This is a genomic window from Streptomyces sp. NBC_00358 (genome assembly GCF_036099295.1).
Lineage (GTDB): Bacteria > Actinomycetota > Actinomycetes > Streptomycetales > Streptomycetaceae > Streptomyces.
In genome coordinates, this window is record NZ_CP107976.1 from 1,218,610 (window position 1) to 1,239,681 (window position 21,072).

A 21,072-nucleotide genomic window follows, 5' to 3' on the forward strand; every position below is an offset into this window, starting at 1 on the left:
AAGCGCGCGTGCGGCCCCGGCGGACATCACCGTGTCCGTCGGCGCGAGGGGGCCGGGGCGGGGGGAGCGACCGTCACCGCGCCGCCCGCCCCGGCCGTTTCAGGGGGCCGCCGTCCTGGATTCCAGGTCGGCCCGGGTGTCGTTGCCGTAGACGCCCGACTCGTCGCCCCGGATGCCGTACCAGAGCTGGAAGCGGGCGACGGCCGCGGTGAGCGCGGCGTCGTAGGTGCCGCTGGTGCTGCCGTGGTCGTACACGTCCGGGATGTGGAGCAGGCGTTGCTGAAGAGCTCTTACCTCGGGGCCGCTGTCACCTTCGCGGAGGGTGCCCGCGCCGTCCGGATCCGCGGTCCCGGCCCCGCGGGCGGGCGCGGTCGAGGGGGTCACTCCCTCTCCCGCCGGGAACGCGTCGTCCCGTCCCGCGCCCGGCACGAGGAGGGCCAGGGCGAAGCCGATGAGGGCCGCCGCCGTGACGGCGACCGTGATCGCGGCGCGCCGCAGACCCACGTCGCGGTCCAGGCCGTGGGCACCCACGCGCTTCTTCCCGAACGGGCGACGGAGCCCGGCGACGAAACTGGCCGTGCCGTCCGGCCCGGTGTCTCCGTCCGGGCCCCCGTGCCCGCCGAGGGGTCGCTCCGCTCCGTCCGGCTCGTGCGCCGGCGACGCGCCGTCGGTGTAGTCCTCCCCGCCCGGGACCGGTGGCAGTTCCTCGGTCTCGTCCTCCTCCGGAGGCGGCGGAAGGCGTGTCCCGGCCAGGGGCCCCGCGATCGGCTCGTAGTCCTCGTCCGGGTCGGCCAGTCCCTCCTTCTCGCGCACCTGGCGCAGCAGTTCCGCCAGGGAGTCCGAGCGGCGGCGGCGCTCGATGTGCGTGGGTTCGATCACAGGGCGCCCGGTGAGCCGCCCGTGTTCGGGCCGTGTAGCCACACTGCTCTCCCTTCCGTACACGCGGTCTCCCGCCGTCCCTGTGCAGTGATACGGGGGCGCGGGCCCGGCCGTTCAGCGCGCGGCACACCTCGGTGATCGCCGTCGGGCCGGGCTGCTCCGCCGCCGCGCCCCCGGGCGCGGTCAGGTGAACTCAGTTGCGCGCATGCCGAGTTGACGGCACCGGGGCCGGGCGCGGCCCCTCTCGGACACCGGGGTCGTCGGCCATGACCGATCCATGAGGCCGAGTTGGCGGAAGGTTGACCAAATCCCTGGAGATCGCTGACAGACCCGTCTATAGGGTCGGCCGCATGCCCCCACAACCCTCTGGGACACCGGCGTTGCCGGTCCTCCCCTATCGGAAGCCCACCCGGGACCGGGACTACTGGGTCTTCGACGACGTACTGCCCGACGCGGACGCCGTACGGGCCCGGTGCGTCGACAAGGACGACTGGGTCAAGGGCCATCCGTACACCTCGGAGAGCTGGCCGGGTCTGCGGACGATGCCCGGTCTGGAACCGGACGAATTGACGCGCGTAGAGCGGTTGGTGAAGAAGGCCACCGGCGCGCAGAAGCTGTGGCAGCAGTCGACGCCGTCGGGCGCCACGCTCAACCACAACTGCGTCCAGGTCGTCGGCAAGCACGAGGGTGAGCCCCGCCCCCACACGGACTCCCGCGCCCTGTGCCGTTACGCCGCGGTGCTCTATCTGAACCCGAACGTCCCCAAGGGCTGCGGGACGAGCTTCTTCCGGCAGAGCCTCCCCGGTGGCCGGCTGGGCGGCAACGTCGTCGTCGCGCCGCACAACAACCTGGTCGAGGCCCTCGGCACCCGCTTCGTCCCGCCGGACTCCTTCGTCGAGGACATCCGCGTCCCGCACCGCTTCAACCGGCTGCTCGTCTACAACGCCAACCTGATGCACAGTGCCACCGACTACTGCGGCACCACCATGGAGGACAAGCGGATGACCGCGGTCTTCTTCTGGATGGCGTGATCCGGACCGACCACGGGGCCGGTCCTCGGCGTCATGAACGGCCCCGGACCACGGAGTCCAGGGCCGCTGTCCGTCATGCCGGGCCGAATCGGTAGTTGAAGGGTCTTCGATTTCGAGGCGAAAACCGGGCATTCCCGGACCACCGCCCGATTACATCTCCGCCAAGTCCTGGTGGCCGGGAGATGTGCTCGTCATGATGAGCGCATGACCTTGGCCTCCAGAGCCATGACGCGACTGGCCAACTGGCCGGATCTCGCGGAGTCCCCGCCGAGTTGCGGCACGGGACGGGCACTGTGCGCGGCGCAGTGCGAGATCGTCCACTTCCACTCCGACCACGACGTGGACCTGCACCTCACGGACCGGGCCATCCGGCGCTACGAGGACCACCTCAAGACCTCCACGGCCATCCGCATGGTGCCCGGCTCCCGCTGGGTGACCATCCATCTCGAAGTCGACTCGGACATCGACCTCCTGCTGACCCTCGTGAGCGTCGCCCTGCAGGCCCATCTCAACGGGCACCTCGCGGGGGACGACATCTTCTCGGCGAGCTGCAACGACCGCTGACGGTCGGGGTCGGGGCGGATCCGACGCGGACCGTCACGGCCCCTCGGCGACTCCCGGCCGAGCGCTCCTCGCGCGCTCGGCCGGACCCGGATGCCGCAGGCCCTGCCCGCGGACCGATCGGGGCACGGGCGAGCCCCGGGGCACTCCGTTCCCTGCCATAGGTGCACCGAGTGCCATCACGTCTGGCGCGATGCCGGTTTCCCGACCATGAACGAGGCACCGGGGCGCCGCGGGCCCGCCGAGGCGACCACCGTGAAACCGCCGATGCGGGACGCCTTGGCGGGAGCCGCTTTCCAGCTCTTCCTGGAGCGCGGCTACGAGGGGACCACCGTCGCCGGCATCGTGGCACTCGCGGGAGCCGGCCGCTCGGGCGCTCCACCGGAGCCCGCCCGGACACGCTGCGCGCGGATGTCGTCGCCGCGGCCGTGGTCGCCGCGCACAACAACACCCTGCGCTCCTGGCCGCGTTCGGACGGAACGGGGGATGCCGAGAAGGCGGTCGACCGGGCGCTCGGGTATGTGCGGAGCACCTTCGACCCCTCCCCCGGCAAGCAGCGGAACGGGGAGCCGGAGGACGTGGTGATCGTCGCCTCACGGCACGGATCAACCCTGGGGCGGGGTGGTCCGGGAGGTCGAGTCGGCCTTCGGGCGGGGCCGAGGACGGGGCTGAGGACGGGGCTGAGGACGGGCTGAGGACGGATCGGGCCGGCCGCGTTCTCCCCCCAGACGGTACGGAGTACTTTACGAGTGACACTGAGTGCCATAACCTGTGCTCGTGCACGGTGATCCGCGCACAGCAGATTCCGGCCGAGCGCAGGGAGATGACATCGTGTACCACCCAGGAATCGCCCTTCACCCGGGCATCAGCTCCGCCACGGACCTGCTCGACACAGGTTCCGCGGAGCGTGCGGGGGACGTACTGCTCTTCCAGCGGTGCCACTGGTGTGCCACCGCCATGTTCAACCGCCTCCTCTGCCCCGTCTGCGCGGGCAGCGACCTGCGGACGGAGGCGAGCGCGGGCACGGGCGTCGTGCGCCACTCCACGGTGATCCACCGCAACACCCCGGCGGCCCGCAACGTCTCCCTCATCGAGATGGCGGAGGGCTTCACGGTCCGGGGCCGGGTCATGGGTTCACCCGCCACCATCCACAGCGGCGACCGGGTCCAACTCTCCACCGCCCAGGACCCGGTGCGCCGGCAGCCGGTGTTCCAGCTCGTCGACGGCCCGTACGGCGGCTGGAACTGAGGCCGGCGGACGGCCGGCGGCACCGCGAGCAGCCGTTCGCCCGGACGCCCGTGGTGGCGGACCCGCACACCCATGAGCCGGGACCGGACAGCCGTGCGCGGCTGAACGAACCGGCATGCGGGACCGGTTCGTTCAGCCGCCGGGCGTCGGACGTCAGCTGTAGGTGACGTCCGACGTCGCGTATTTGCAGTAGGCGCTGTCGGGGCCGCTGCCGTTGGTCGTCGGCTCCGCGCCGGTGTTGTTGCCGATGTACTTCTGGCAGGGGACGATCTTCTTGCTGCTGTCTCCGACGATCTTGATGGACTTGAGGGTCGCGCTGTCGCCGTAGTTGGTGTTGATGCCGACGAGTTTGTTGCCCTTGTAGGTCGCCTCGATGGTGTTGAGATTGATCGTCCGCTTGTACTGCGTCTTGCAGTTGCCGCAGGAGCGGACGAAGGTGCCGAAGGTCTGCACCGCGAAGTTCGAGACGTTCAGCGTTCCGGCGCCGTTGAACTGGAACACCTTGTCGCTGGCCTCCTTCGCGCCGCCGCCGCTCACCGTGTACACGTTGGACGACGAGGAGCCGAGGAACGTCGCCGCGTCCTCGCCGACGTCCTCCCACCAGACGTTCTGCAGCGTGCAACTGCCCAGGCAGTGAATGCCGTCGGCGGCCGGCGCCCCGATGATGACGTTCTTCAGGACGGTTCCCGCGGCCAGTTCCAGGATCGGCCCCTGGTCCTCGTCCTGGTTGTCCGTGCCCAGGTCACCGGTGCCGTAGAGGCGCTTCATCCCGTAGTCCTTGGTACCGGAGACCGAGATGGTGGAGGAGACGGCCTGACTGCCGGTCGCGGTGGGCCAGGTGGCCGCGCTCGCCGGCGTCAGGGCGCCGCCGGCCATCACCATGGCGGCCGAGAGGCCGAGCGCGGCAAGGGTGCCTGTGAGAGCGCGCCGCCTGGCGCGCGGGCGTGCCGATGACGTCATGTCCCGATGCCTTCTTCCATGTGGGGTGGTCGGGGGCCCGGGGGCTGTCGGGTGGGAGGTTCCGGTGAGGCCGCCCGGGCGGGGAAGGGTGACGACGGTGCTGTCAGAGCTTTCCGGTGCCCGCGCCGGACGTCACCGAGGCCACGACGGTCGAGGCAGGCTCGGCGGTGTAGCTGTAGGGCGGCTTGGTGAACGTGCCGACCTGCGAGATCTCGGTGGTGGCGCCGCCGAGGTCGTTGCCCGTGAGGTTGGCGTAGCCGTCCACATCGCTGTCGCGGTTCGTGGTGACGGCGACCGACGTGCTCCGGAAGACGTTGTTCTCGACGAGCATCTGGGCGCCCATACGGGAGTGCACGGCGGTGTCGGCGCCGACGACGTAGTTGTCGTAGAAGTGCCCGGTGCCGAAACGCAGACTGGGAATGCGGGAGTTGACGTTGTTGAACCAGTTGTGGTGGTACGTCACCCGTAAGTGCCCGGTGTCCTCACTGGCGTTGCTGTCGCTGTGGCCGACGAGCGAACCCTTGTAGTGGTCCTTGAAGGTGTTCCAGGACAGGGTGACGTAGTCGGACCCGTGGGTGATGTCGACCAGGCCGTCGTAGTAGTCCTTGCCGTGCGTGAGGTCGGACGAGAAGGCGTTGTGGTCGATCCACACCTTCGTCGAGGCCTGGACGGTGATGCCGTCGGCGGGCGCGACCGGCTTGCTGATGTTCAGGTTGCGGACCACGACGTTGGTGACCTTCTTCAGGCGCAGTCCGCCGCCGGTGAACCCGGACGCCGAACCGACGCCCAGAACGGTGGTGTTGGAGCCGACGTCGACCTGTCCGCTGAGCGAGATCAGACCGCTGACCTTCACGACCTTGGAGGTGTCCCCGGTGACGGCGGTCTTGAAGGCGTCCAGCGTCGTGACGGTGACGGCGGTCGCGCTGCCGCCGCCGGTGGTCCCCGCGCCGAAGCCGACCGGCGCGGTCTCGGCCGCTCCGGCCGACTGCGGCAGCACGAGTGCCGCGGCGACCGCCAGAGCGGCGGCCCCGGCGGCCAGGAGGGCGGGGCGGGGGCGCTTCCGTGGGGGGAGAGTACGCATGCGGGTGTGTCCTTTCGGAGTTGACCGTAGGCCATGTACGTACACGAACGTTGTACTTGTATCTGAACAGCGCATCGCGTGCGGGATGACATGCACGGACGGAACGTGGGCTACATATGGCGACTTGCCCAGGTGGTGCGGCTCGGAGATCCGATGTCTCGTATACGAGGGGTCACACGCGGGTCACGCTGTTGAACGGGAACGTAAACGGTAAGCGCTTTCTAGTCAACGCTTCCCGCAGAAGACATCCGGCCAACTCACGAACCAGGGGGACAGCCGAACTCCAGCAAACCGGGGCGACCCAGAAATGCCGAACGCGGTCGTACAGGGGCCCCGGCTTGCGGGACCCCCGTACGACCGCGGAACTCACGGCGTCACGGCGTCACTGCCTCACGGCCTCACAACGCCACGACCTCACGGCGTCACAGAGAGACGGGGAGACGGGGAGACGGGGACGGCACCTCAACGAGGGGCGGCGCGATGGCGATGCGGCGTCACGAAGAGACGGTGATGCGGATGCCGACCGTGCCGCTCTCGCCGCGGCGCAGTCGACTGCCGAGCAGGGTGAGACGGCCCATCACTCCGTACTTGCGGGCGAGGAGCTTGCGGTAGCGAGCGGTCTCCGTCGCGTCGACGATCTCGGCCCTGGCGGGGATCTGCTCCCCCGTCGGCCTGCCGCGCACGTCGCACGGACCGACCAGGACGTCGGCCCGCTTGCGGATGCGCTTCACCTTCCAGCTGTCCGCGACGGTCCAGGCGCCGAGCGCCGCACCGTCGGGCACCACCCACACCGGCGTGGCCACCCCCGTACCGTTCTTGCGATAGCTGGTGATCAGCAGATACTTGCCCGATCCCAGCGCTTGCAGCGAGGCCTCGTCCATGGCCGCAGTGTAAACGGACCGGTCCGCTCACACCGCGGCGCCCGAGCCGGTCGGGTCAGGACAACTGACCGTCGTAGTCCGGCAGCTTGAAGGTGCGCTCGGCGTGGCCGCCGACCAGGTCGGTGGTGTTGTTGCCGACGTTGGCGATGATCGTGTAGCCGAGGGACTCGATCTCCGCGCGTTCGCCGGTCTTGTAGGCGCCGACCTCGTCGAAGAGGTCCGGCAGGTCACGCACGTAGAGCCCGTCGACGGGGTAGCCGACGCTCTTCAGGTTCCACTTCGTCTCACTGGCGATGATCCCCGGCCGCGCGGTCACGAAGAACACGGCGACGCCGCGGGAGTGCGCGTAGCGGGCGAGGGCCAGAGACGCCTTGACCGCGGGGGTGGGCAGCTCGTACCACGGGTGGAAGTCGGTCTCCAGCGTGGTGTTGTCGATGTCGAAGACGACCGCGAGCTTCTGGCCGCCCGCGTTCGCGGTGCGCTGCTCGACGTACGGCACCGCCTGGTCGACGACGGCCTGCACGTCGCTCTGCCAGGTGGCGTAGTCGACGCCGGCCGTGGCGGACGTGCTCGCGACCTCCGGGGCCGGGGCGGCGGCGGCCGATCCGGCCGCGGTGACCGTCCCTCCGATCCCCAGCGCCACTACCGCCGACACCACGCCCATCCGGCGCACCACACCGTGTCCCGTCATGCCTGTCCCCTTTTCTTCTCACGTCCGCTGTTTCACGTCTGCCGCGCGCAACTGCCGTGCGCATCCGCTGATGGAGCACGCGTTCATCGCGGCGGCGACGGTGCCTGGTCATGGACCGTCGTCGCGGCAGACATGATCCTGGCAGCGCGTGTACGGAGGGGGAAGAGGTAGTTACTGATCGGTAGAGATCGTGCTTCGTGCGACCGGTGGTACCCGCGGTGCAGTGGCAGAGGTCCGCGACCCGTGTGAGCCTGGGGCTCGCGGCTGGCACCAGTGGAAAGAGGCTGCTCGGATGCAAGGACCGAACATCGTCGTCGTCGGCGCGGGTTTCGCCGGAGTCGAGGCCGCCCGGGGCCTCGAACGGATGCTCACCCCCGGCGAAGCCAGAATCACCCTGATCAGCCCCACCGACTACCAGTTGTATCTGCCACTGCTGCCGCATGTCGCCGCCGGTGTCGTCACCCCCCAGTCCGTGGCACCCTCGCTGCGCCGGATCCTGCGCCGCACCGCGCTGGTGCCGGGCGGGGTGATCGGTGTCGATCCCGGTGCCAAGGTCTGCGTGGTCCGCAAGATCACCGGAGATCTCGTCGATCTGCGCTACGACTATCTGCTCCTCACTCCGGGGAGCGTGACGCGTACCTTCGACATCCCCGGACTCGCGGACGAGGCGCGCGGGATGAAGACGCTCGCCCAGGCCGCGTATCTGCGCGACCATGTGATCGCCCAGCTCGACCTGGCCGCGGCCACGTCGGACGCCGACGAACAGGCGGCTCGGCTCCAGTTCGTGGTGGTGGGCGGCGGGTACGCGGGCACCGAGACGGCCGCCTGCCTGCAACGCCTGACCACCGCGGCGGCCAAGCGCTACCACCCCCGCATCGACCCCGGCCTCATCAACTGGCATCTGGTCGACGTGGCCCCGAAGCTGCTGCCCGAACTGGGCGACAAGCTGGGCGAGAGCGCCCTGAAGATGCTGAGCGAACGGGGCGTGCAGATCTCGCTGGGCACGTCGGTCGCCTCCGTCACCAAGGAGGCGGTCACCCTGACGGACGGGCGGGTGCTGCCGTCCCGGACGCTGGTGTGGACCGCCGGAGTCGCGGCGAGCCCGCTGGTCGACTCGCTCGGCGCGGAGACCGTGCGCGGGCGGATCGTCACCGAGCCAGACTTCAGGGTGCCGGGCCTCGACGGGGTGTTCGCGCTGGGCGACGCGGCGGCGGTGCCCGACCTGGCCAAGGGCGACGGCTCCCCCTGCCCGCCGACCGCCCAGCACGCCGCCCGGCAGGGCCGGCACGCCGCCAAGGTACTGGCGGCGAAGCTGCGCGGGGAGCCCACCCTGCCGTACCGGCACAAGGACCTGGGTCTGGTCGTCGACCTCGGCGGACACGACGCCGTGTCCAAGCCGCTCGGCATCGGCCTCAAGGGCGCGCCCGCGCAGGTCGTGGCTCGCGGATACCACCTGTACGCGCTGCGCACCGGCGCCGCTCGCTTCCGTACGGGTGCCAACTGGCTGCTCAACGCGGTCGCGGGTGACGACTTCGTCCGCACCGGCTTCCTCGCGGACCGCAAGGGGACCCTGCGGGACTTCGAGCGTACGGATGTGTATCTGACGCCGGACGAGGTGACCGCCCGCACCCGTACCCGCGCGTAGGACCTGTCCGGCCGGACTCGGTGGAGGGTGCCGACGGCACCCGCTGCCGGGTGCGGCCCGGCGGGATCAGCCCGACCCGCCCTCGGGGCCCGGGCCCGCTCCGGTCCGGGGGGGCCGACGCGGCGGCGGCCGAACACCTGGGCGTCGCCCGGCCGATGGACAAAGGGGTGGCGGTCGTCCATAGGGCCGGCCGGCGCGGGTCCGGAACCGGGCGATCCGGAGTCGCAGCGGCAATGGTCCGAGGTATCGCCACCTGCCCGGCCCGCGTGTCCGCCCGGGAGCAGGAGTCCGCCGAAGTCCCCGATGGGTCGGACCGGGAGGCGATGCTCCGGCACCCGGCCGATGCGTCGATCGGGCGCGGAACCCGCGGGGTTCCGGCTCCGCGGCGTGCCGTCCGAACAGGACGCCCGCCGGCAGCGGCGGGCCCGCGCCGGCCGGACACCCGCGCGTTCGGCCGCGAAGTCGACGTCGTGGCCCTTTCGCCTCAACACCCCCCAGGTCAAGACGACTTGGGTGGGGCCGAAGTCGCCATCGGGGGCCTGGACCAGTACCCGCACGGCCCGTCGCCGCAGCCGTTCCCGACGTGAATCGGCCACCTCCACGAGACCTCCGGGCGGGGGTGAACGCGCGGGCGCGGTCGCACGTATGAGTGGAGGGCCCTCGACCGGGGCCCTCGGCGGCGCTGACGCCGCTCCGTACGGCTTCGGGAGCCCATGCATGAGGCACGCACGACGACGGATCGTCCGACGGGGGGCGCGCCTCGCGGCCGTCGGCGGGCTGCTCTGCGGAGGGTTCATGGTGACGCGCGCCATGGCGAGCGAACCGTCCGACTCGTCGCGCACCACGACGAGTTCGGCGCAGGCCGCGGCGGACAAGGGCGCCGGACTGGTGTCCCGGCTGGGCACCTCGCGGACCGCCGGGAACTGGATCGCCACCGACGGGCGCCCCGTCGTCGCGGTCACCGACGCTGACGCGGCGGACGCGGTGAAGCGTGCGGGTGCTCGCCCGAAGGTCGTGCAGCACAGCATGCAGGACCTCAAGTCCGCGGCGCACACGCTCAGTTCGGCGCCCCGGGTGCCGGGCACGGCGTGGGCGGTGGACTACAAGAAGAACGAGGTGGTGGTGCAGGCCGACAGCACGGTCTCCGCCACCGACTGGTCGCGCATGACGAAACTGGCGCACGGCATCGGCGACTCGGTGAAGATGCAGCGCACCCAGGGCACGTTCACCACACGCGTGAACGGCGCGCAGGCGATCTTCTCGACCGGCGGGCGCTGCTCGGCCGGTTTCAACGTGACCAACGGACAGAGCCAGTTCATCCTCACGGCCGGCCACTGCGGCCCCGCCGGATCCGTCTGGTTCTCCGACAACACGGGCCGCCAGCAAGTGGGCCGCACGGTCACGACGGCGTTCCCCGGCAGTGACTTCTCGCTCATCCAGTACGACACCGGACAGCAGACGGCACCCGGGACCAATGTCGTCGCCATCGGCGGCGGCAACGGCGTGCGGATCAACGGCGCCGCCGACCCCACCGTGGGCCAGCGGGTCTTCCGCAGCGGCAGCACCAGCGGGCTGCACGACGGCACGGTGACGGCGCTCAACGCGACGGTCAACTACCCGGAGGGCACGGTCACCGGGCTCGTCCAGACGACGGTGTGCGCCGAACCCGGGGACAGCGGCGGCCCGTTGTTCTCCGAGGGCATCGCGCTGGGGGTGACCTCGGGCGGCAACGGGGACTGCAAGAGCGGTGGTACGACGTTCTTCCAGCCGGTCACCAAGGCGCTGACGGCGCTGGGAGTGACGCTCGCGGGTCAGCCGCAGCAGGGCTCCTCGGGCGCTGCGGCCCAGCCTTCCACCGCTCCCTCGACGTCGGCTTCGGCCATGGCCTCGCAGGGGTCGCCGGGTTCGGCGGCGCCGGGCGCGGTGGAGGCGGTCGGAGACGCGGGAACCGCCCAGACCTTCGTGTCCGAGCTCACCGATCCGCAGAACGTCGGCCCCGGCCTGCTCGTCGTCGGGGGAAGCATCATCGCGCTGGTCGCGACCCGCTTCATACGTACCGAGCAGGACCGCAAGGCCTATCGGCGGCAGTATTCCCAGAGTTGGGGCTGAGCGGAGCGGAAGTACGCCCGTGCGGTTCGGAGTCGGGTCCGGTCGGCCGGAGTCGGAGCCGAACCGCTGGAGGCCGGTGCGCGGGTACCGGGGCCGGCACCGCACGGGCGCCGGTGCCGAGGCCCGAGGCGATGGCTCCCCGGATCGGGGAGCCCGGCCGGAACGCGGAAGGTCAGGCGGCCCGAGTCGCCGACGACGGAGCGACTTCCGCCCATTCGAGGACGAGGCGCTGGTACTCGCGCCGCTCCTCCATGCTCAGCGTCCCGCCCGCCCGGAACCACAGGGCCCGGATCTCCTCGTTGACTTCGGCAGCGGAGCGCTGAGTGTCGTTGTCAAGAGTGGTGGACATGGCGTGAAGCATACGATCCTTGACGTGAAGATGATGTGAGTAAAGGCTCATGGGACGACATAACGGACCGTGAACCTCGTCACTCACGTGCCGGGCTTGCGTCCGTACACGTCGACGTCGTCGCCGTTCTTCAGCAGTGACCAGTACTTCTTGGCCGTGGCCGGGGTCATGTTGACGCAGCCGTGCGAGCCGGGCGGGTTCCACATGCTGAGGCCCACCGAGTGGAAGGCCTGACCGCCGTCGAAGAACTGGCTGTACGGCATGGACACGTTGTAGATGCTCGACACGTGGTCGATGTCACGCCAGTAGATCTTCTTCAGCCCGGTGCGGGTCTCGTAGCCGTCCCTGCCCGTGCGGACCGGGACCGGTCCGTAGACCAGGCGGCTGCCGTCCTGGATCCAGCTGAGCTGGAGCGTGAGGTTGACGCAGGCGATACGGCCCTTGTTCACCGGGCACTTGCCGTCCCGGTTGGGGTTGTTCCCCACGGCCTTCTGCTTGTTCATGAGATCCATCACGCCCCAGGTGACAGGTCCCGCGTACCCGATGTTCGGGGTGATGCCGTGCTTGGTCTGGAAGGCCTGGATCGCCTTGCAGTCGGCGGCGGACTGCCGGCCGTCGACCGGCCGCCCGAGGAACTTCTCCACCTGCTTCTGGTTCGGGCCGGTGGCGGTCGTGCAGCTCGCGGCCTGCGCGGGCGTGGAGCCCAGGGCGAGGGTGAGCGGTGCGACCAGTCCCGTGAGTCCGAGCGCGACGGCTCCTCGTCTGCGTATGTCCCCCATGGCGGGCCTTCCTGTTGTGTCCGTCATCCTGTTTGCCTGCTAGACCGTCCTTGAGGGTATTGCGTTGTACGGCGGTCGAGGCCGGGACGGAACAGTGACATTCCCCGCCGGGTGCGGAACAGAACCTCCCCGGGGCCGCTCGTCCCGGTCAGCGGCGCAGCAGCCCCACCGCGCGCGTGAGCGTCTCCGGTGTCGCCGTGAACGGCAGCCGCAGATGATGTGCCAGCGTCGTGCCGTCCGGTGCGAACAAGGGGCCCGGTGACACGGCCAGACCGTCCCGGGCGGCACGGGCCGCGAGCTCCGTGGCGCTCGTGCTGTCGCCGAGGTGCACCCAGAGCGACAGACCTCCGTCCGGCACGGTGTACGTCCATCCCGTTGCGGCGAGGAGTCCGGCGAGATGGTCGCGCTGCGTTCGCAGCCGGGTCCGGCGATCGGCGAGGACCGCGTCCAGACCCACGCGTTCGCCGTCGCCTCCACCTTGTCCCGCGTAGGCGTGCCCTCCCCCACCCACGCCCCCGATGCCGCTGTCACTGTCGCCGTCGCCCAACAGCTCGGTGGCGATGAGCTGTTCGAGCGGGGGTGGCGACAACTGGGCCTGGAGCGGGTTGCGCACGATCTCGCGGACGAGACCCGCTCCCGCCCTGATCCAGCCGACCCGCAGCCCGCTCCACACCACCTTGCTCGCCGAGCCGATCTGGATCACCCGCGTTCCGCCGAGATGTGGCTCCGGTCGCGGCGGCGTCCGCAGGTCGAGGTCCCGCATGGTCTCGTCGACGAGGACGGTCAGCGGGTACCGGTCGGCGAGGGCGGCGACCTCGGTACGGGTCCGCGTGTTCATGAGCGCGCCCGTCGGGTTGTGGAAGTCCGGTACGAGATAGGCGAGTCGGGCCCCCTTGCTCACCACGTGGTCCGTCATCAGCTCGATGTCCCACCCGTGCCGGGCGCTCACCGGCACCGGCAGCAGACGTGCCCGGCGCCGCCGCAGGATGGCCAGCGCCCCCGGATAGGAGGGGCTCTCCACCGCGACCGGAGCCCTGCGGTCGGTGTGCAGTTGATCGGCGAGGAGGGTCAGCGCGGCCTGGGCACCCGAGGTGACCAGGATCTGCTCGGGGCGGGTGGCCAGGCCGGACCGGGTGTAGCGCCCGGCGAGCAGTTCGCGCAGCCGGGGCAGGCCCGCTGTCGCGACCCCCGAGTCGACCAGCAGGGCCGAGCTGCGGCTCACGGCCCGCTCCAGCGCCGCCCGGTAGGCCTCGTGCGGCGCGGCCGTGACGGCGAGGGTCAGGTCGAGATCCGCGTCCCGCGCGCCGCCCCGGTCCAGGGACCACGGCGTGGTGCGCTCGGTGAGCCGCTGGGGCAGGCGCAGGACACTGCCGCTGCCGTGCCGGGTGTCCAGCCAGCCGTCGGCGCGCAACGCGCTGAGGGCCGTGACGACGGTGCCGCGGCTCAGATCGAGGGAACGGGCGAGTTCACGCTCCGACGGCAGCCGGGTCCCGGCCGGAAGACGTCCGTCGATCACCGCCGCCCGGACGGCCCCGGCGAGCGACCGCGCGAGCGGTCCCCCGTCCGCGCGCCAGTTGCCGAGCGCTGCCGTGAATCCTCTCCGCACTGGTCCAGTTTACGCCGAGTGGACCAGGATTCCGGTGGCCTGCCCGCCTACGCTGCCGACATGCACCGCACACTCGCCGAAGACCTCGAACACCTTCCCGCGCTCCTCCAGGCCGCCCGCGACTTCGCCCTCCGGGAGGTGAGCGGCCTCGACGGCCGTCCCGTCGCGCACCTCGGCGAGGCGCCCGCCCCCACGCCCCTTCCGGCCGAGGGCACGGGTGCCGAGGGCGCCCTGGCACGCTTCGCCGGGCAGTGGGCCCCGGGCTTCTCCGGCTCCGCCGGCCCGCGCTACCTCGGCTTCGTCACCGGCGGCGCGACGCCCGCCTCGCTCACCGGGGACTGGCTCACCGGCGCCTACGACCAGAACGTGTCCGGAAGCGGCGGTTCCTTCGCGAGCGCCCTGGAGCACGAGACGCTGGGCTGGCTGCGCGAGCTGTTCGGCCTGAGCGAGGAACACCGCGGGGCGTTCGTGAGCGGGGCCACGGTCTCCAACACGGTCGGGCTCGCCATCGCGCGGGAGTGGCTCGGCGAGCGGCGTGGGGTGTCCGTCGCGCACGAGGGAAGCGGGGCGCTCGGCCGGGTGGACGTGCTGTCCGGCAGTCCGCACTCCAGTGTCGCCAAGGCTCTGTCCCTTCTCGGCCTCGGCCGGGACAGCCTGCGCCCGGTGCCGGTGCTGCCCGGCAATCGCGAGGCCGTTGACGTGGAACTCCTCGACGCGGCGCTGAGCGCGCTCGACGGGCGCCCGGCGGTCGTCGTGGCGAACGCCGGAACGGTCAACACGGTCGACTTCGACGATCTGCGGGCCATCGCCGCGCTCAAGGAGCGCCATGACTTCTGGCTGCACGTCGATGCCGCCTTCGGCGGATTCGCGGCGCTGTCACCCGCGTACGCGTCCTTGGTGGCGGGTCTGGACGCGGCCGACTCCGTCTGTGTCGACCTGCACAAGTGGCTCAACGTCCCCTACGACGCGGCCGTGCAGTTCACGCGCCGCCAGGACCTCCAGGTCAAGGTGTTCCACAACGCCTCGCCCTATCTCGGACTCCCCACCGGCGACCCCGACTTCCTGCATCTGACACCGGAGAACTCGCGCCGGCTGCGGGCGCTCCCGGCCTGGTTCTCGCTGGCGGCGTACGGCCGTGCGGGGCATCGCGAGATCGTCGAGCGCAATGTCGCGCTCGCCCGGCGACTGGGCTCGCGGATCGCCGCCGCTCCCGGACTGCGGCTCCTCGCGCCCGTCCGGCTGAACGTCGTGTGCTTCACCCTCACCGACGACCCGAGCGGGCAACGGGTCCACGCGCTGGCCGACGCCGTCGCCGCCTCGGGCGAGGCCTTCCTGACACCTACGTTCTACGACGGGACGCACGGGCTGCGCGCCGCGTTCAGCAACTGGCGTACGTCCGAGGCGGACACGGACCGGGTGTTCGACGCCGTCGCGCGGCACTGCGCGGGGCGTCGGGGCTAAGGTCTGCCGCTCCCGTTGTCGCCGCCGCCGGCACGGTCGCCGTCGTGCCCCCCGACCGCCTGCCGGAACCCGGTGTTCACGCCCGTCAGGCCGCCGTCGACACACAGGGTCGTGCCGGTGATCCAGGACGCGTCACGGGAGGCGAGGAAGGCGACAGCGGCCGCGATGTCCTCCGGTTCGCCGACCCGGCCGAGCGGGTACAGCCGCGCCGCGGAGGCGAGATCGTCCTCGCGCCCCTCCCAGGCCGTGGTGCGCACGGTGCCCGGAGCGACCAGGTTGACGCGGACGCCCCGGCTCGCGGCGTGGCCCGCCAGGGTGCGGGTGAGCGACATCAGTCCCGCCTTGGCCGCGCTGTAGGCGTGGTTGCCGAAGTCCTGGATGCCGTTGACGGAGCCGATGCTGACGATGGAACCGCGGCCGGAGGCCACCAGGTGCGGAAGCGCCGCGCGGGCGCATCGGTAGGCGCCGGTCAGGGTGATGTCGAGGTCACGGGCCCACTCCTCGTCGCCCTCGTCCTCGAAGAGCGGGGCGTCGGGGCTGCACCGGAAGGCGTTGTTGACCAGGACGTCGAGCGAGCCGAAGGCGTCCACGGCGTACGCCACGGCGGCCTCGACCTGGGTCCGGTCCCCCACGTCGCACGTGAACGACTCGGCCCGCGCGCCGAGTTCGCGCAGCGCGGCGGCCGTCCTCCCGGCCTCCGCCGGGTCCACGTCGGTGACGAGGACCCGGGCGCCTTCCTCGGCGAGGCGGCGGGCGGTCGCCGCGCCGATGCCACGGGCCGCACCGGTGATCAGAACCCCGTAGCCCTCGAAGCGCCTCATCGCGGCCGTGGCAGGGGCGGTTGAGGCAGTCGTCGCAGTCATGGCAGGAAGGTACTGCCATGATCGTCGCGGCGACAGATGCCGTGCGCCCATGACCGCCTTCGTACGACAACTCCCGGCGCTGATCGGCGTGGTCATCGGCGCCCTCGGTTCGTAGCCGGCGATCGTCCGGGGCGACCGGGACCGCTTCGGGCGCGCGCGGACGGCCCGTTGGGAGTCCGGACTCCGGGCCCACCCCCTCAGCGATACCCCCTGGTGTCCGCCGGTCCTCCCTTGTCCTGCACTTCGACCATGTACCGCCAGCAGTCCGGACGGCTGCCGTCGAGGTCGGTGAAGCCGTACACCTGGGCGAGCTGCCCGCTGGAGAGGGATTGCCCGTTCCAGCGCGCGAGTTCGGGGTCGGCGGCCAGCGCGGCGACCGCGCGACCTACGTAGGACGGCGTCTCGGAGATACCGAAGTGCGGGACGCGTTCCTCGGCGTCGCGCCAGTTCGCCTCGGTCACGCCGAAGGTTTCGAGCATCATCTCCGAGCGGAGCCAGCCGGGCGTGAGGGCGACGGCCGTGGCGCCGCGCGGGCCCAGCTCGTGTCCGAGGGCGAACGCCATGCGCAGCACCGCCGACTTGGCGAGGTCGTAGAAGAACGAGACCCGGTAGGTGTCGCGGTTGTACTCCGCCGTGCCGTCTGTCATCTCGACGACCAGGCCGCCGGGCCGGCGCAGCAGCAGGGGCAGCGCGTGGTGACTGGTGACGGCGTGGGTCTCCACCGCGAGCCTGAGCATCCTGAGTCCGTTGTCGAGATCGTGCTCCCAGACGGGGGCGTCCCATTCGAAGAGCTTCTCGGCGCCCCAGATGTCGTTGACCAGGATGTCGAGGCGCCCCTGCTCGTCGGCGATCCGGGCGACGAGCGCCGCCACCTCGGAGGGCACGAGGTGGTCCGTGGGGACCGCGATGCCCCGCCCGCCCGCCGCCGTCACCAGGTCCGCGGTGTCCTCGACGGTCTCCGGACGGTCGTACTCCGAGCGCCGTTGCCGCGTACTGCGTCCGGTCACGTAGACGGTGGCGCCCGCCGCGCCCAGTTCCACGGCGATGCCACGGCCCGCGCCCCGGGTCGCGCCCGCCACCAGGGCGACCCTGTCCCCCAGAGTGCCCTCCGACATCCCTGACATGTCCGACCTCCGTGCGCGTGGGTTCCACGGGCTGCTGTCCCGTGCGTGTCCCTACGAGCGTCTCCCGGAAGCCGGACATCTTCTGTCAGGTATCCCCGCGCCTTTTCCGTCGTGTCGCGGCACGCCGGCCACGGGCCTTCTCGGCCCGGCGGAGCGCGGTCAGTGGCCGCGGGCGATCCACTCCTCCAGGTGCGGAGCCTCCGCGCCGATCGTGGTCGTGTCGCCGTGTCCCGTACGGACGACGGTGTCGGCCGGGAGGGAGAGCAGCCGGTCCCGGATGGACTCGATGATCGTCGGGAAGTGCGAGTACGACCGGCCCGTCGCCCCCGGGCCGCCCTGGAAGAGGGTGTCGCCGGAGAAGAGGGTGCCGAGACCGGGGTCGTAGAGGCAGACCGCGCCCGGGGCGTGCCCCGGGGTGTGCAGCACCGTCAGGTCCGCACCCGCCGCCTCGATCACGTGACCGTCCTGGAGCCAGGCGTCGGGCAGCCGGTCGGGGTGGGTGACCTTCCACAGCGGCAGGTCGTCGGGGTGGAGCCAGATGGTGGCGCCGGTGCGCTCGGCCAGAGCGGGGGCGGCGTCGATGTGGTCGTTGTGGGCGTGCGTGCACACGATCGCGGTCAGCCGCCGGTCGCCCACCGCCTCGGCGATGGCGTCGGCGTCGTGAGCGGCGTCGATGACGACCGCCTCGTGGTCGTTCCCCACGATCCACACATTGTTGTCGACGTCCCAGGTGCCGCCGTCGAGCGAGAACGTGCCCGAGGTGACGAGGTGTTCGATGCGGGCGCTCATCACAGCATCACCACCGAGCGCAGTACGTCGCCCTGGTGCATCCGCTCGAAGGCCGCCTCGATGTCGTCCAGGGCGATCGTCTCGCTCACGAACGCCCCCAGGTCGAGGCGCCCTTGGAGGTGCAGGTCGATCAGCATCGGGAAGTCGCGGGAGGGCAGACAGTCGCCGTACCAGGACGACTTGAGGGCGCCACCGCGTCCGAACACGTCGATCAGCGGGAGTTCGAGCTTCATGTCGGGGGTGGGCACGCCGACGAGGACGACCGTGCCGGCGAGATCGCGGGCGTAGAAGGCCTGTTGATACGTCTCGGGGCGACCGACCGCCTCGATGACGACGTCGGCGCCGAAGCCGCCGGTGAGTTCGCGGATCGCCTCGACGGGGTCGGTCTCGCGGGAGTTGACGGTGTGCGTCGCGCCGAGTTTCCGGGCCGTCGTGAGCTTGCGGTCGTCGATGTCCACGGCGATGATCTTCGCCGCGCCGGCGAGCCGGGAGCCGGCGACGGCCGCGTCGCCGACGCCACCGCAGCCGATGACCGCGACCGTGTCACCCCGGCCGACTTCGCCCGTGTTGATGGCGGCCCCGATGCCGGCCATCACTCCGCAGCCGAGCAGTCCGGCGACCGCCGGGGAGACCGAGGGGTCGACCTTGGTGCACTGTCCGGCCGCGACCAGCGTCTTCTCGGCGAAGGCGCCGATGCCGAGGGCCGGGGACAGTTCGGTGCCGTCCTTGAGGGTCATCTTCTGCTTGGCGTTGTGGGTGTCGAAGCAGTACCAGGGGCGTCCGCGCAGACAGGCACGGCACTGCCCGCACACCGCACGCCAGTTGAGGATGACGAAGTCACCGGGTGCCACGTCCGTGACACCGGCGCCGACCGACTCCACGATTCCGGCCGCCTCGTGGCCGAGCAGGAACGGGAAGTCGTCGTTGATGCCGCCCTGCTTGTAGTGCAGGTCGGTGTGGCAGACCCCGCAGGCCTGGATCTTCACCACGGCCTCGCCCGGTCCCGGATCCGGCACGACGATGGTCTCGACGCGCACCGGCTCGTTCTTGCCCGGTGCGATCACGCCCCGTACTTCCTGCGCCATGTGAGTGAGCCCTTCCTAGGTCGATCGACGTTCCGTCAACCGACCCTACGGTGTGACCGGCCGGTAGAAGGCCAGGTGGCCCGCGGCGGCCCCGGCCCCCGGCACGGCGATCGGCCGCCCGCGCCCCGACCGTGCGTCGACATCACCTCCCAGATACCCCCGGGGGTACCTCTGCTACCGTGGAGATATACCCCCCGGGGTAATTTCGTAGAGCCGCGAAGCCCTCGGGCTTCACGGAGGAGAGGAGTGCTGCCGTGTCCTTCGTCGACACCATCGAGGTGGCGGGCCTCGGCAACCGGAGCTATCTGGCCGGCGGCCCGCGCGGCGCCGTCGCCGTCGATCCGCCCAGGGACATCGAGCGGGTGCTCGCGGCGGCGGCCCGGCGGGACGTGCGGATCGCGTACGTCGTCGAGACGCATCTGCACAACGACTACGCGAGCGGCGGCCTCGAACTGGCCCGGCTCACCGGAGCCGCCTACCTGGTCCCGGCCGGCGCCCGGGTCGCGTTCGAGCGGGTGCCGGTGGCTGACGGGGACCGGCCGCCGGTGGGCCGGGAGTCACGCCCGCCGGGGCCGGGCGGATCAGCGGCACGGGCGCGGGCCTGGGTGCGGTGACCGGGATACTGGGCGTGGGCGGCGGCTTTCTCGCCGTGCCGGCCCTGGTGAACGTCGTCGGGCTGCGGATGCGGGCCGCCGTCGGCACCAGCCTGCTGGTGATCACGGCGAATTCGCTCGCCGCGCTGCTCGCCCGCGCGGGAACGGCGCGGAGTCTCGACTGGGCGGTCGTCGCGCCGTTCGCCGGGGCCGCCGTGCTCGGCGCCTGGGACGGGAAGAGGCTGGCGGCCCGGGTGTCGGGCGGCACGCTTCAGCGGATCTTCGCCTGGGCCCTGCTGACCGTGGCCGCGCTGATGCTCCTGGACGTCGTGCTGTGAGGATCAGGCCAGCGACAGGAAGAGCTTCTCCAGCCGGGCACGCATCTGCTCGCTCGTCTCACCGTTCTTCGCGCCGTTCCCGGCGTCGGTCAGACATTGCTGGAGCCCGGTGGCGATGATCGCGAAGCCGGCCCGGTCCAGGGCGCGGGAGGCCGCGGCGAGCTGGGTGACCACGTCCTCGCAGTCGCGCCCCTCCTCGATCATCCGGATCACTCCGGCGATCTGCCCCTGCGCCCGGCGCAGCCGGTTCAGCACGGACTTCAGCTCGGCACCCGCGAGTTCCAGTTCCACGAACACTCCTTCAGCCATACCCCTAGGGGTATGGTACTCCGCCCTGCGGGGCACCCCCGAAGAGCAAGGATGACACTCCGCATGAACTCCCCCGCCTCCCCCGCATCCCCCGCCTCCCCCGTCTCCCCCGTCGCCATCGCCTCCCTCGACGTCGGCCAGGCCCGCGGCCGGCTCGCCGAACTGACCGTCATCGACGTCCGCACCCCGGGCGAATACGCCTCCGGGCATCTACCGGGCGCCCTCAACATCCCCCTGGACCGGCTCCCCCGGGCGCTGTCCGTACTCGGGGACGCCCGTCCCGAACTGCTCCTGGTCTGCGCCTCCGGCAAGCGCTCCGCCGACGCCTGCGCCCTGCTGGCCGAGCACGGGGTACCGGCGGCCACGCTCACCGGCGGCACCGACGCCTGGGCGGAGCACGGACACGAACTGCACCGCCCGGCCGGCTCCACGCGGGCCGGCTGGTCCATGGAGCGCCAGGTCAGGTTCACCGCCGGCGCCGTCGTCCTCACCGGCCTCGGTCTCGGACTCCGGCGCCCCGCCTGGCGGTTGCTCCCCGCCGGGGTGGCGGGCGGCCTGGTCCTCTCGGCGCTCACCGACACCTGCGGCATGGCCGCGCTGCTCTCCAGGCTCCCGCACAACCGGCCGCGAGCGGTGGACCTCGACGCCACCCTGGCGGCACTCGGGGAGCGCCTGTCCTGACTCCACGCG

Annotated in this window: 20 protein-coding genes and 2 pseudogenes; 9 read left to right on the forward strand and 13 right to left on the reverse strand. The window is 71.4% G+C overall.

The window, feature by feature from the left end:
• Nucleotides 1-99 precede the first annotated feature (99 nt).
• The gene (locus tag OHT01_RS05115) at nucleotides 100-921 is read right to left on the reverse strand and encodes a peptidoglycan-binding domain-containing protein (protein ID WP_328551911.1); all 822 of its coding nucleotides are present in this window, start codon (nucleotides 919-921) and stop codon (nucleotides 100-102) included.
• A 308-nt stretch (nucleotides 922-1,229) separates the two neighbouring features.
• Between OHT01_RS05115 and OHT01_RS05120 the strand changes: the two genes are divergently transcribed.
• From OHT01_RS05120 to OHT01_RS05135, 3 genes are all read left to right on the forward strand, one after another.
• On the forward strand, nucleotides 1,230-1,910 hold the full coding sequence (locus OHT01_RS05120) for a DUF6445 family protein (RefSeq protein ID WP_328551912.1): 681 nt from the start codon (nucleotides 1,230-1,232) through the stop codon (nucleotides 1,908-1,910).
• A 204-nt stretch (nucleotides 1,911-2,114) separates the two neighbouring features.
• Nucleotides 2,115-2,474 (forward strand): luciferase domain-containing protein, encoded by a 360-nt coding sequence (locus OHT01_RS05125; protein ID WP_328551913.1) that lies wholly within the window; start codon nucleotides 2,115-2,117, stop codon nucleotides 2,472-2,474.
• 828 nt (nucleotides 2,475-3,302) lie between these two features.
• Nucleotides 3,303-3,719, forward strand: a complete 417-nt coding sequence (locus tag OHT01_RS05135; protein WP_328551914.1) for a Zn-ribbon domain-containing OB-fold protein — start codon at nucleotides 3,303-3,305, stop codon at nucleotides 3,717-3,719.
• A gap of 153 nt (nucleotides 3,720-3,872) precedes the next feature.
• Here the strand turns inward: OHT01_RS05135 and OHT01_RS05140 are convergent, their stop codons facing one another.
• From OHT01_RS05140 to OHT01_RS05155, 4 genes are all read right to left on the reverse strand, one after another.
• Nucleotides 3,873-4,679 (reverse strand): pectate lyase, encoded by an 807-nt coding sequence (locus OHT01_RS05140; protein ID WP_328551915.1) that lies wholly within the window; start codon nucleotides 4,677-4,679, stop codon nucleotides 3,873-3,875.
• 103 nt (nucleotides 4,680-4,782) lie between these two features.
• Nucleotides 4,783-5,760 carry a pectate lyase family protein gene (locus OHT01_RS05145; protein ID WP_328551916.1) on the reverse strand — a complete coding sequence of 326 codons (978 nt, stop codon included), beginning with the start codon at nucleotides 5,758-5,760 and terminating at the stop codon, nucleotides 4,783-4,785.
• Between the two features lie 494 nt (nucleotides 5,761-6,254).
• On the reverse strand, nucleotides 6,255-6,641 hold the full coding sequence (locus OHT01_RS05150) for a PPOX class F420-dependent oxidoreductase (RefSeq protein WP_328551917.1): 387 nt from the start codon (nucleotides 6,639-6,641) through the stop codon (nucleotides 6,255-6,257).
• 55 nt (nucleotides 6,642-6,696) lie between these two features.
• Nucleotides 6,697-7,332, reverse strand: a complete 636-nt coding sequence (locus OHT01_RS05155) for an HAD family acid phosphatase (protein WP_328551918.1) — start codon at nucleotides 7,330-7,332, stop codon at nucleotides 6,697-6,699.
• Nucleotides 7,333-7,624: 292 nt separating this feature from the next.
• Between OHT01_RS05155 and OHT01_RS05160 the strand changes: the two genes are divergently transcribed.
• Together OHT01_RS05160 and OHT01_RS05165 are read left to right on the forward strand one after the other, a co-directional pair.
• The gene (locus OHT01_RS05160; protein WP_328551919.1) at nucleotides 7,625-8,977 is read left to right on the forward strand and encodes an NAD(P)/FAD-dependent oxidoreductase; all 1,353 of its coding nucleotides are present in this window, start codon (nucleotides 7,625-7,627) and stop codon (nucleotides 8,975-8,977) included.
• A gap of 717 nt (nucleotides 8,978-9,694) precedes the next feature.
• Complete coding sequence (locus tag OHT01_RS05165) at nucleotides 9,695-11,086, forward strand: S1 family peptidase (RefSeq protein ID WP_328551920.1); 1,392 nt, start codon at nucleotides 9,695-9,697, stop codon at nucleotides 11,084-11,086.
• A 172-nt stretch (nucleotides 11,087-11,258) separates the two neighbouring features.
• Here OHT01_RS05165 and OHT01_RS05170 read toward each other — a convergent pair whose 3' ends face one another.
• The 3 genes from OHT01_RS05170 to OHT01_RS05180 form a co-directional block, all read right to left on the reverse strand.
• On the reverse strand, nucleotides 11,259-11,447 hold the full coding sequence (locus tag OHT01_RS05170) for a hypothetical protein (RefSeq protein WP_328551921.1): 189 nt from the start codon (nucleotides 11,445-11,447) through the stop codon (nucleotides 11,259-11,261).
• A gap of 71 nt (nucleotides 11,448-11,518) precedes the next feature.
• Nucleotides 11,519-12,214, reverse strand: coding sequence for a L,D-transpeptidase family protein (locus tag OHT01_RS05175; RefSeq protein WP_328551922.1), 696 nt, complete (start codon nucleotides 12,212-12,214; stop codon nucleotides 11,519-11,521).
• Between the two features lie 148 nt (nucleotides 12,215-12,362).
• Entirely contained in the window at nucleotides 12,363-13,820 is a 1,458-nt protein-coding gene (locus OHT01_RS05180) for an aminotransferase-like domain-containing protein (protein ID WP_328551923.1), read from the reverse strand.
• 60 nt (nucleotides 13,821-13,880) lie between these two features.
• On the opposite strand from OHT01_RS05180, the gene OHT01_RS05185 reads away from it, so the two are divergent.
• Entirely contained in the window at nucleotides 13,881-15,281 is a 1,401-nt protein-coding gene (locus tag OHT01_RS05185) for a pyridoxal phosphate-dependent decarboxylase family protein (protein ID WP_328551924.1), read from the forward strand.
• Here OHT01_RS05185 and OHT01_RS05190 read toward each other — a convergent pair.
• The 4 genes from OHT01_RS05190 to OHT01_RS05205 all read right to left on the reverse strand — a co-directional run bounded on the left by OHT01_RS05190 (nucleotide 15,278) and on the right by OHT01_RS05205 (nucleotide 19,142).
• A complete protein-coding gene (locus OHT01_RS05190) occupies nucleotides 15,278-16,144 on the reverse strand; it encodes an SDR family NAD(P)-dependent oxidoreductase (RefSeq protein WP_328551925.1) in 867 nt (288 codons plus the stop codon). The two genes, OHT01_RS05185 and OHT01_RS05190, sit on opposite strands and share 4 nt — an antisense overlap.
• A gap of 197 nt (nucleotides 16,145-16,341) precedes the next feature.
• Nucleotides 16,342-17,259: an SDR family oxidoreductase gene (locus tag OHT01_RS05195; protein ID WP_328558030.1), complete on the reverse strand. Its 918-nt coding sequence runs from the start codon at nucleotides 17,257-17,259 to the stop codon at nucleotides 16,342-16,344.
• Nucleotides 17,260-17,427: 168 nt separating this feature from the next.
• Complete coding sequence (locus OHT01_RS05200; protein ID WP_328551926.1) at nucleotides 17,428-18,057, reverse strand: MBL fold metallo-hydrolase; 630 nt, start codon at nucleotides 18,055-18,057, stop codon at nucleotides 17,428-17,430.
• On the reverse strand, nucleotides 18,057-19,142 hold the full coding sequence (locus OHT01_RS05205) for an S-(hydroxymethyl)mycothiol dehydrogenase (RefSeq protein WP_328551927.1): 1,086 nt from the start codon (nucleotides 19,140-19,142) through the stop codon (nucleotides 18,057-18,059). The genes OHT01_RS05200 and OHT01_RS05205 overlap by 1 nt, the downstream gene beginning before the upstream one ends.
• A gap of 254 nt (nucleotides 19,143-19,396) precedes the next feature.
• On the opposite strand from OHT01_RS05205, the pseudogene OHT01_RS05210 reads away from it, so the two are divergent.
• Both OHT01_RS05210 and OHT01_RS05215 read left to right on the forward strand, forming a co-directional pair.
• Nucleotides 19,397-19,702: pseudogene (locus OHT01_RS05210) on the forward strand (MBL fold metallo-hydrolase); the annotation flags it as partial.
• A gap of 17 nt (nucleotides 19,703-19,719) precedes the next feature.
• Nucleotides 19,720-20,073, forward strand: a pseudogene (locus OHT01_RS05215) (sulfite exporter TauE/SafE family protein); the annotation flags it as partial.
• Nucleotides 20,074-20,076: 3 nt separating this feature from the next.
• Here OHT01_RS05215 and OHT01_RS05220 read toward each other — a convergent pair.
• The gene (locus OHT01_RS05220) at nucleotides 20,077-20,364 is read right to left on the reverse strand and encodes a metal-sensitive transcriptional regulator (protein ID WP_328558031.1); all 288 of its coding nucleotides are present in this window, start codon (nucleotides 20,362-20,364) and stop codon (nucleotides 20,077-20,079) included.
• Nucleotides 20,365-20,445: 81 nt separating this feature from the next.
• Here OHT01_RS05220 and OHT01_RS05225 point away from each other — a divergent pair, with 81 nt between their 5' ends.
• Nucleotides 20,446-21,063, forward strand: coding sequence for a rhodanese-like domain-containing protein (locus tag OHT01_RS05225; RefSeq protein ID WP_328551929.1), 618 nt, complete (start codon nucleotides 20,446-20,448; stop codon nucleotides 21,061-21,063).
• The last annotated feature ends 9 nt before the right edge of the window (nucleotides 21,064-21,072 follow it).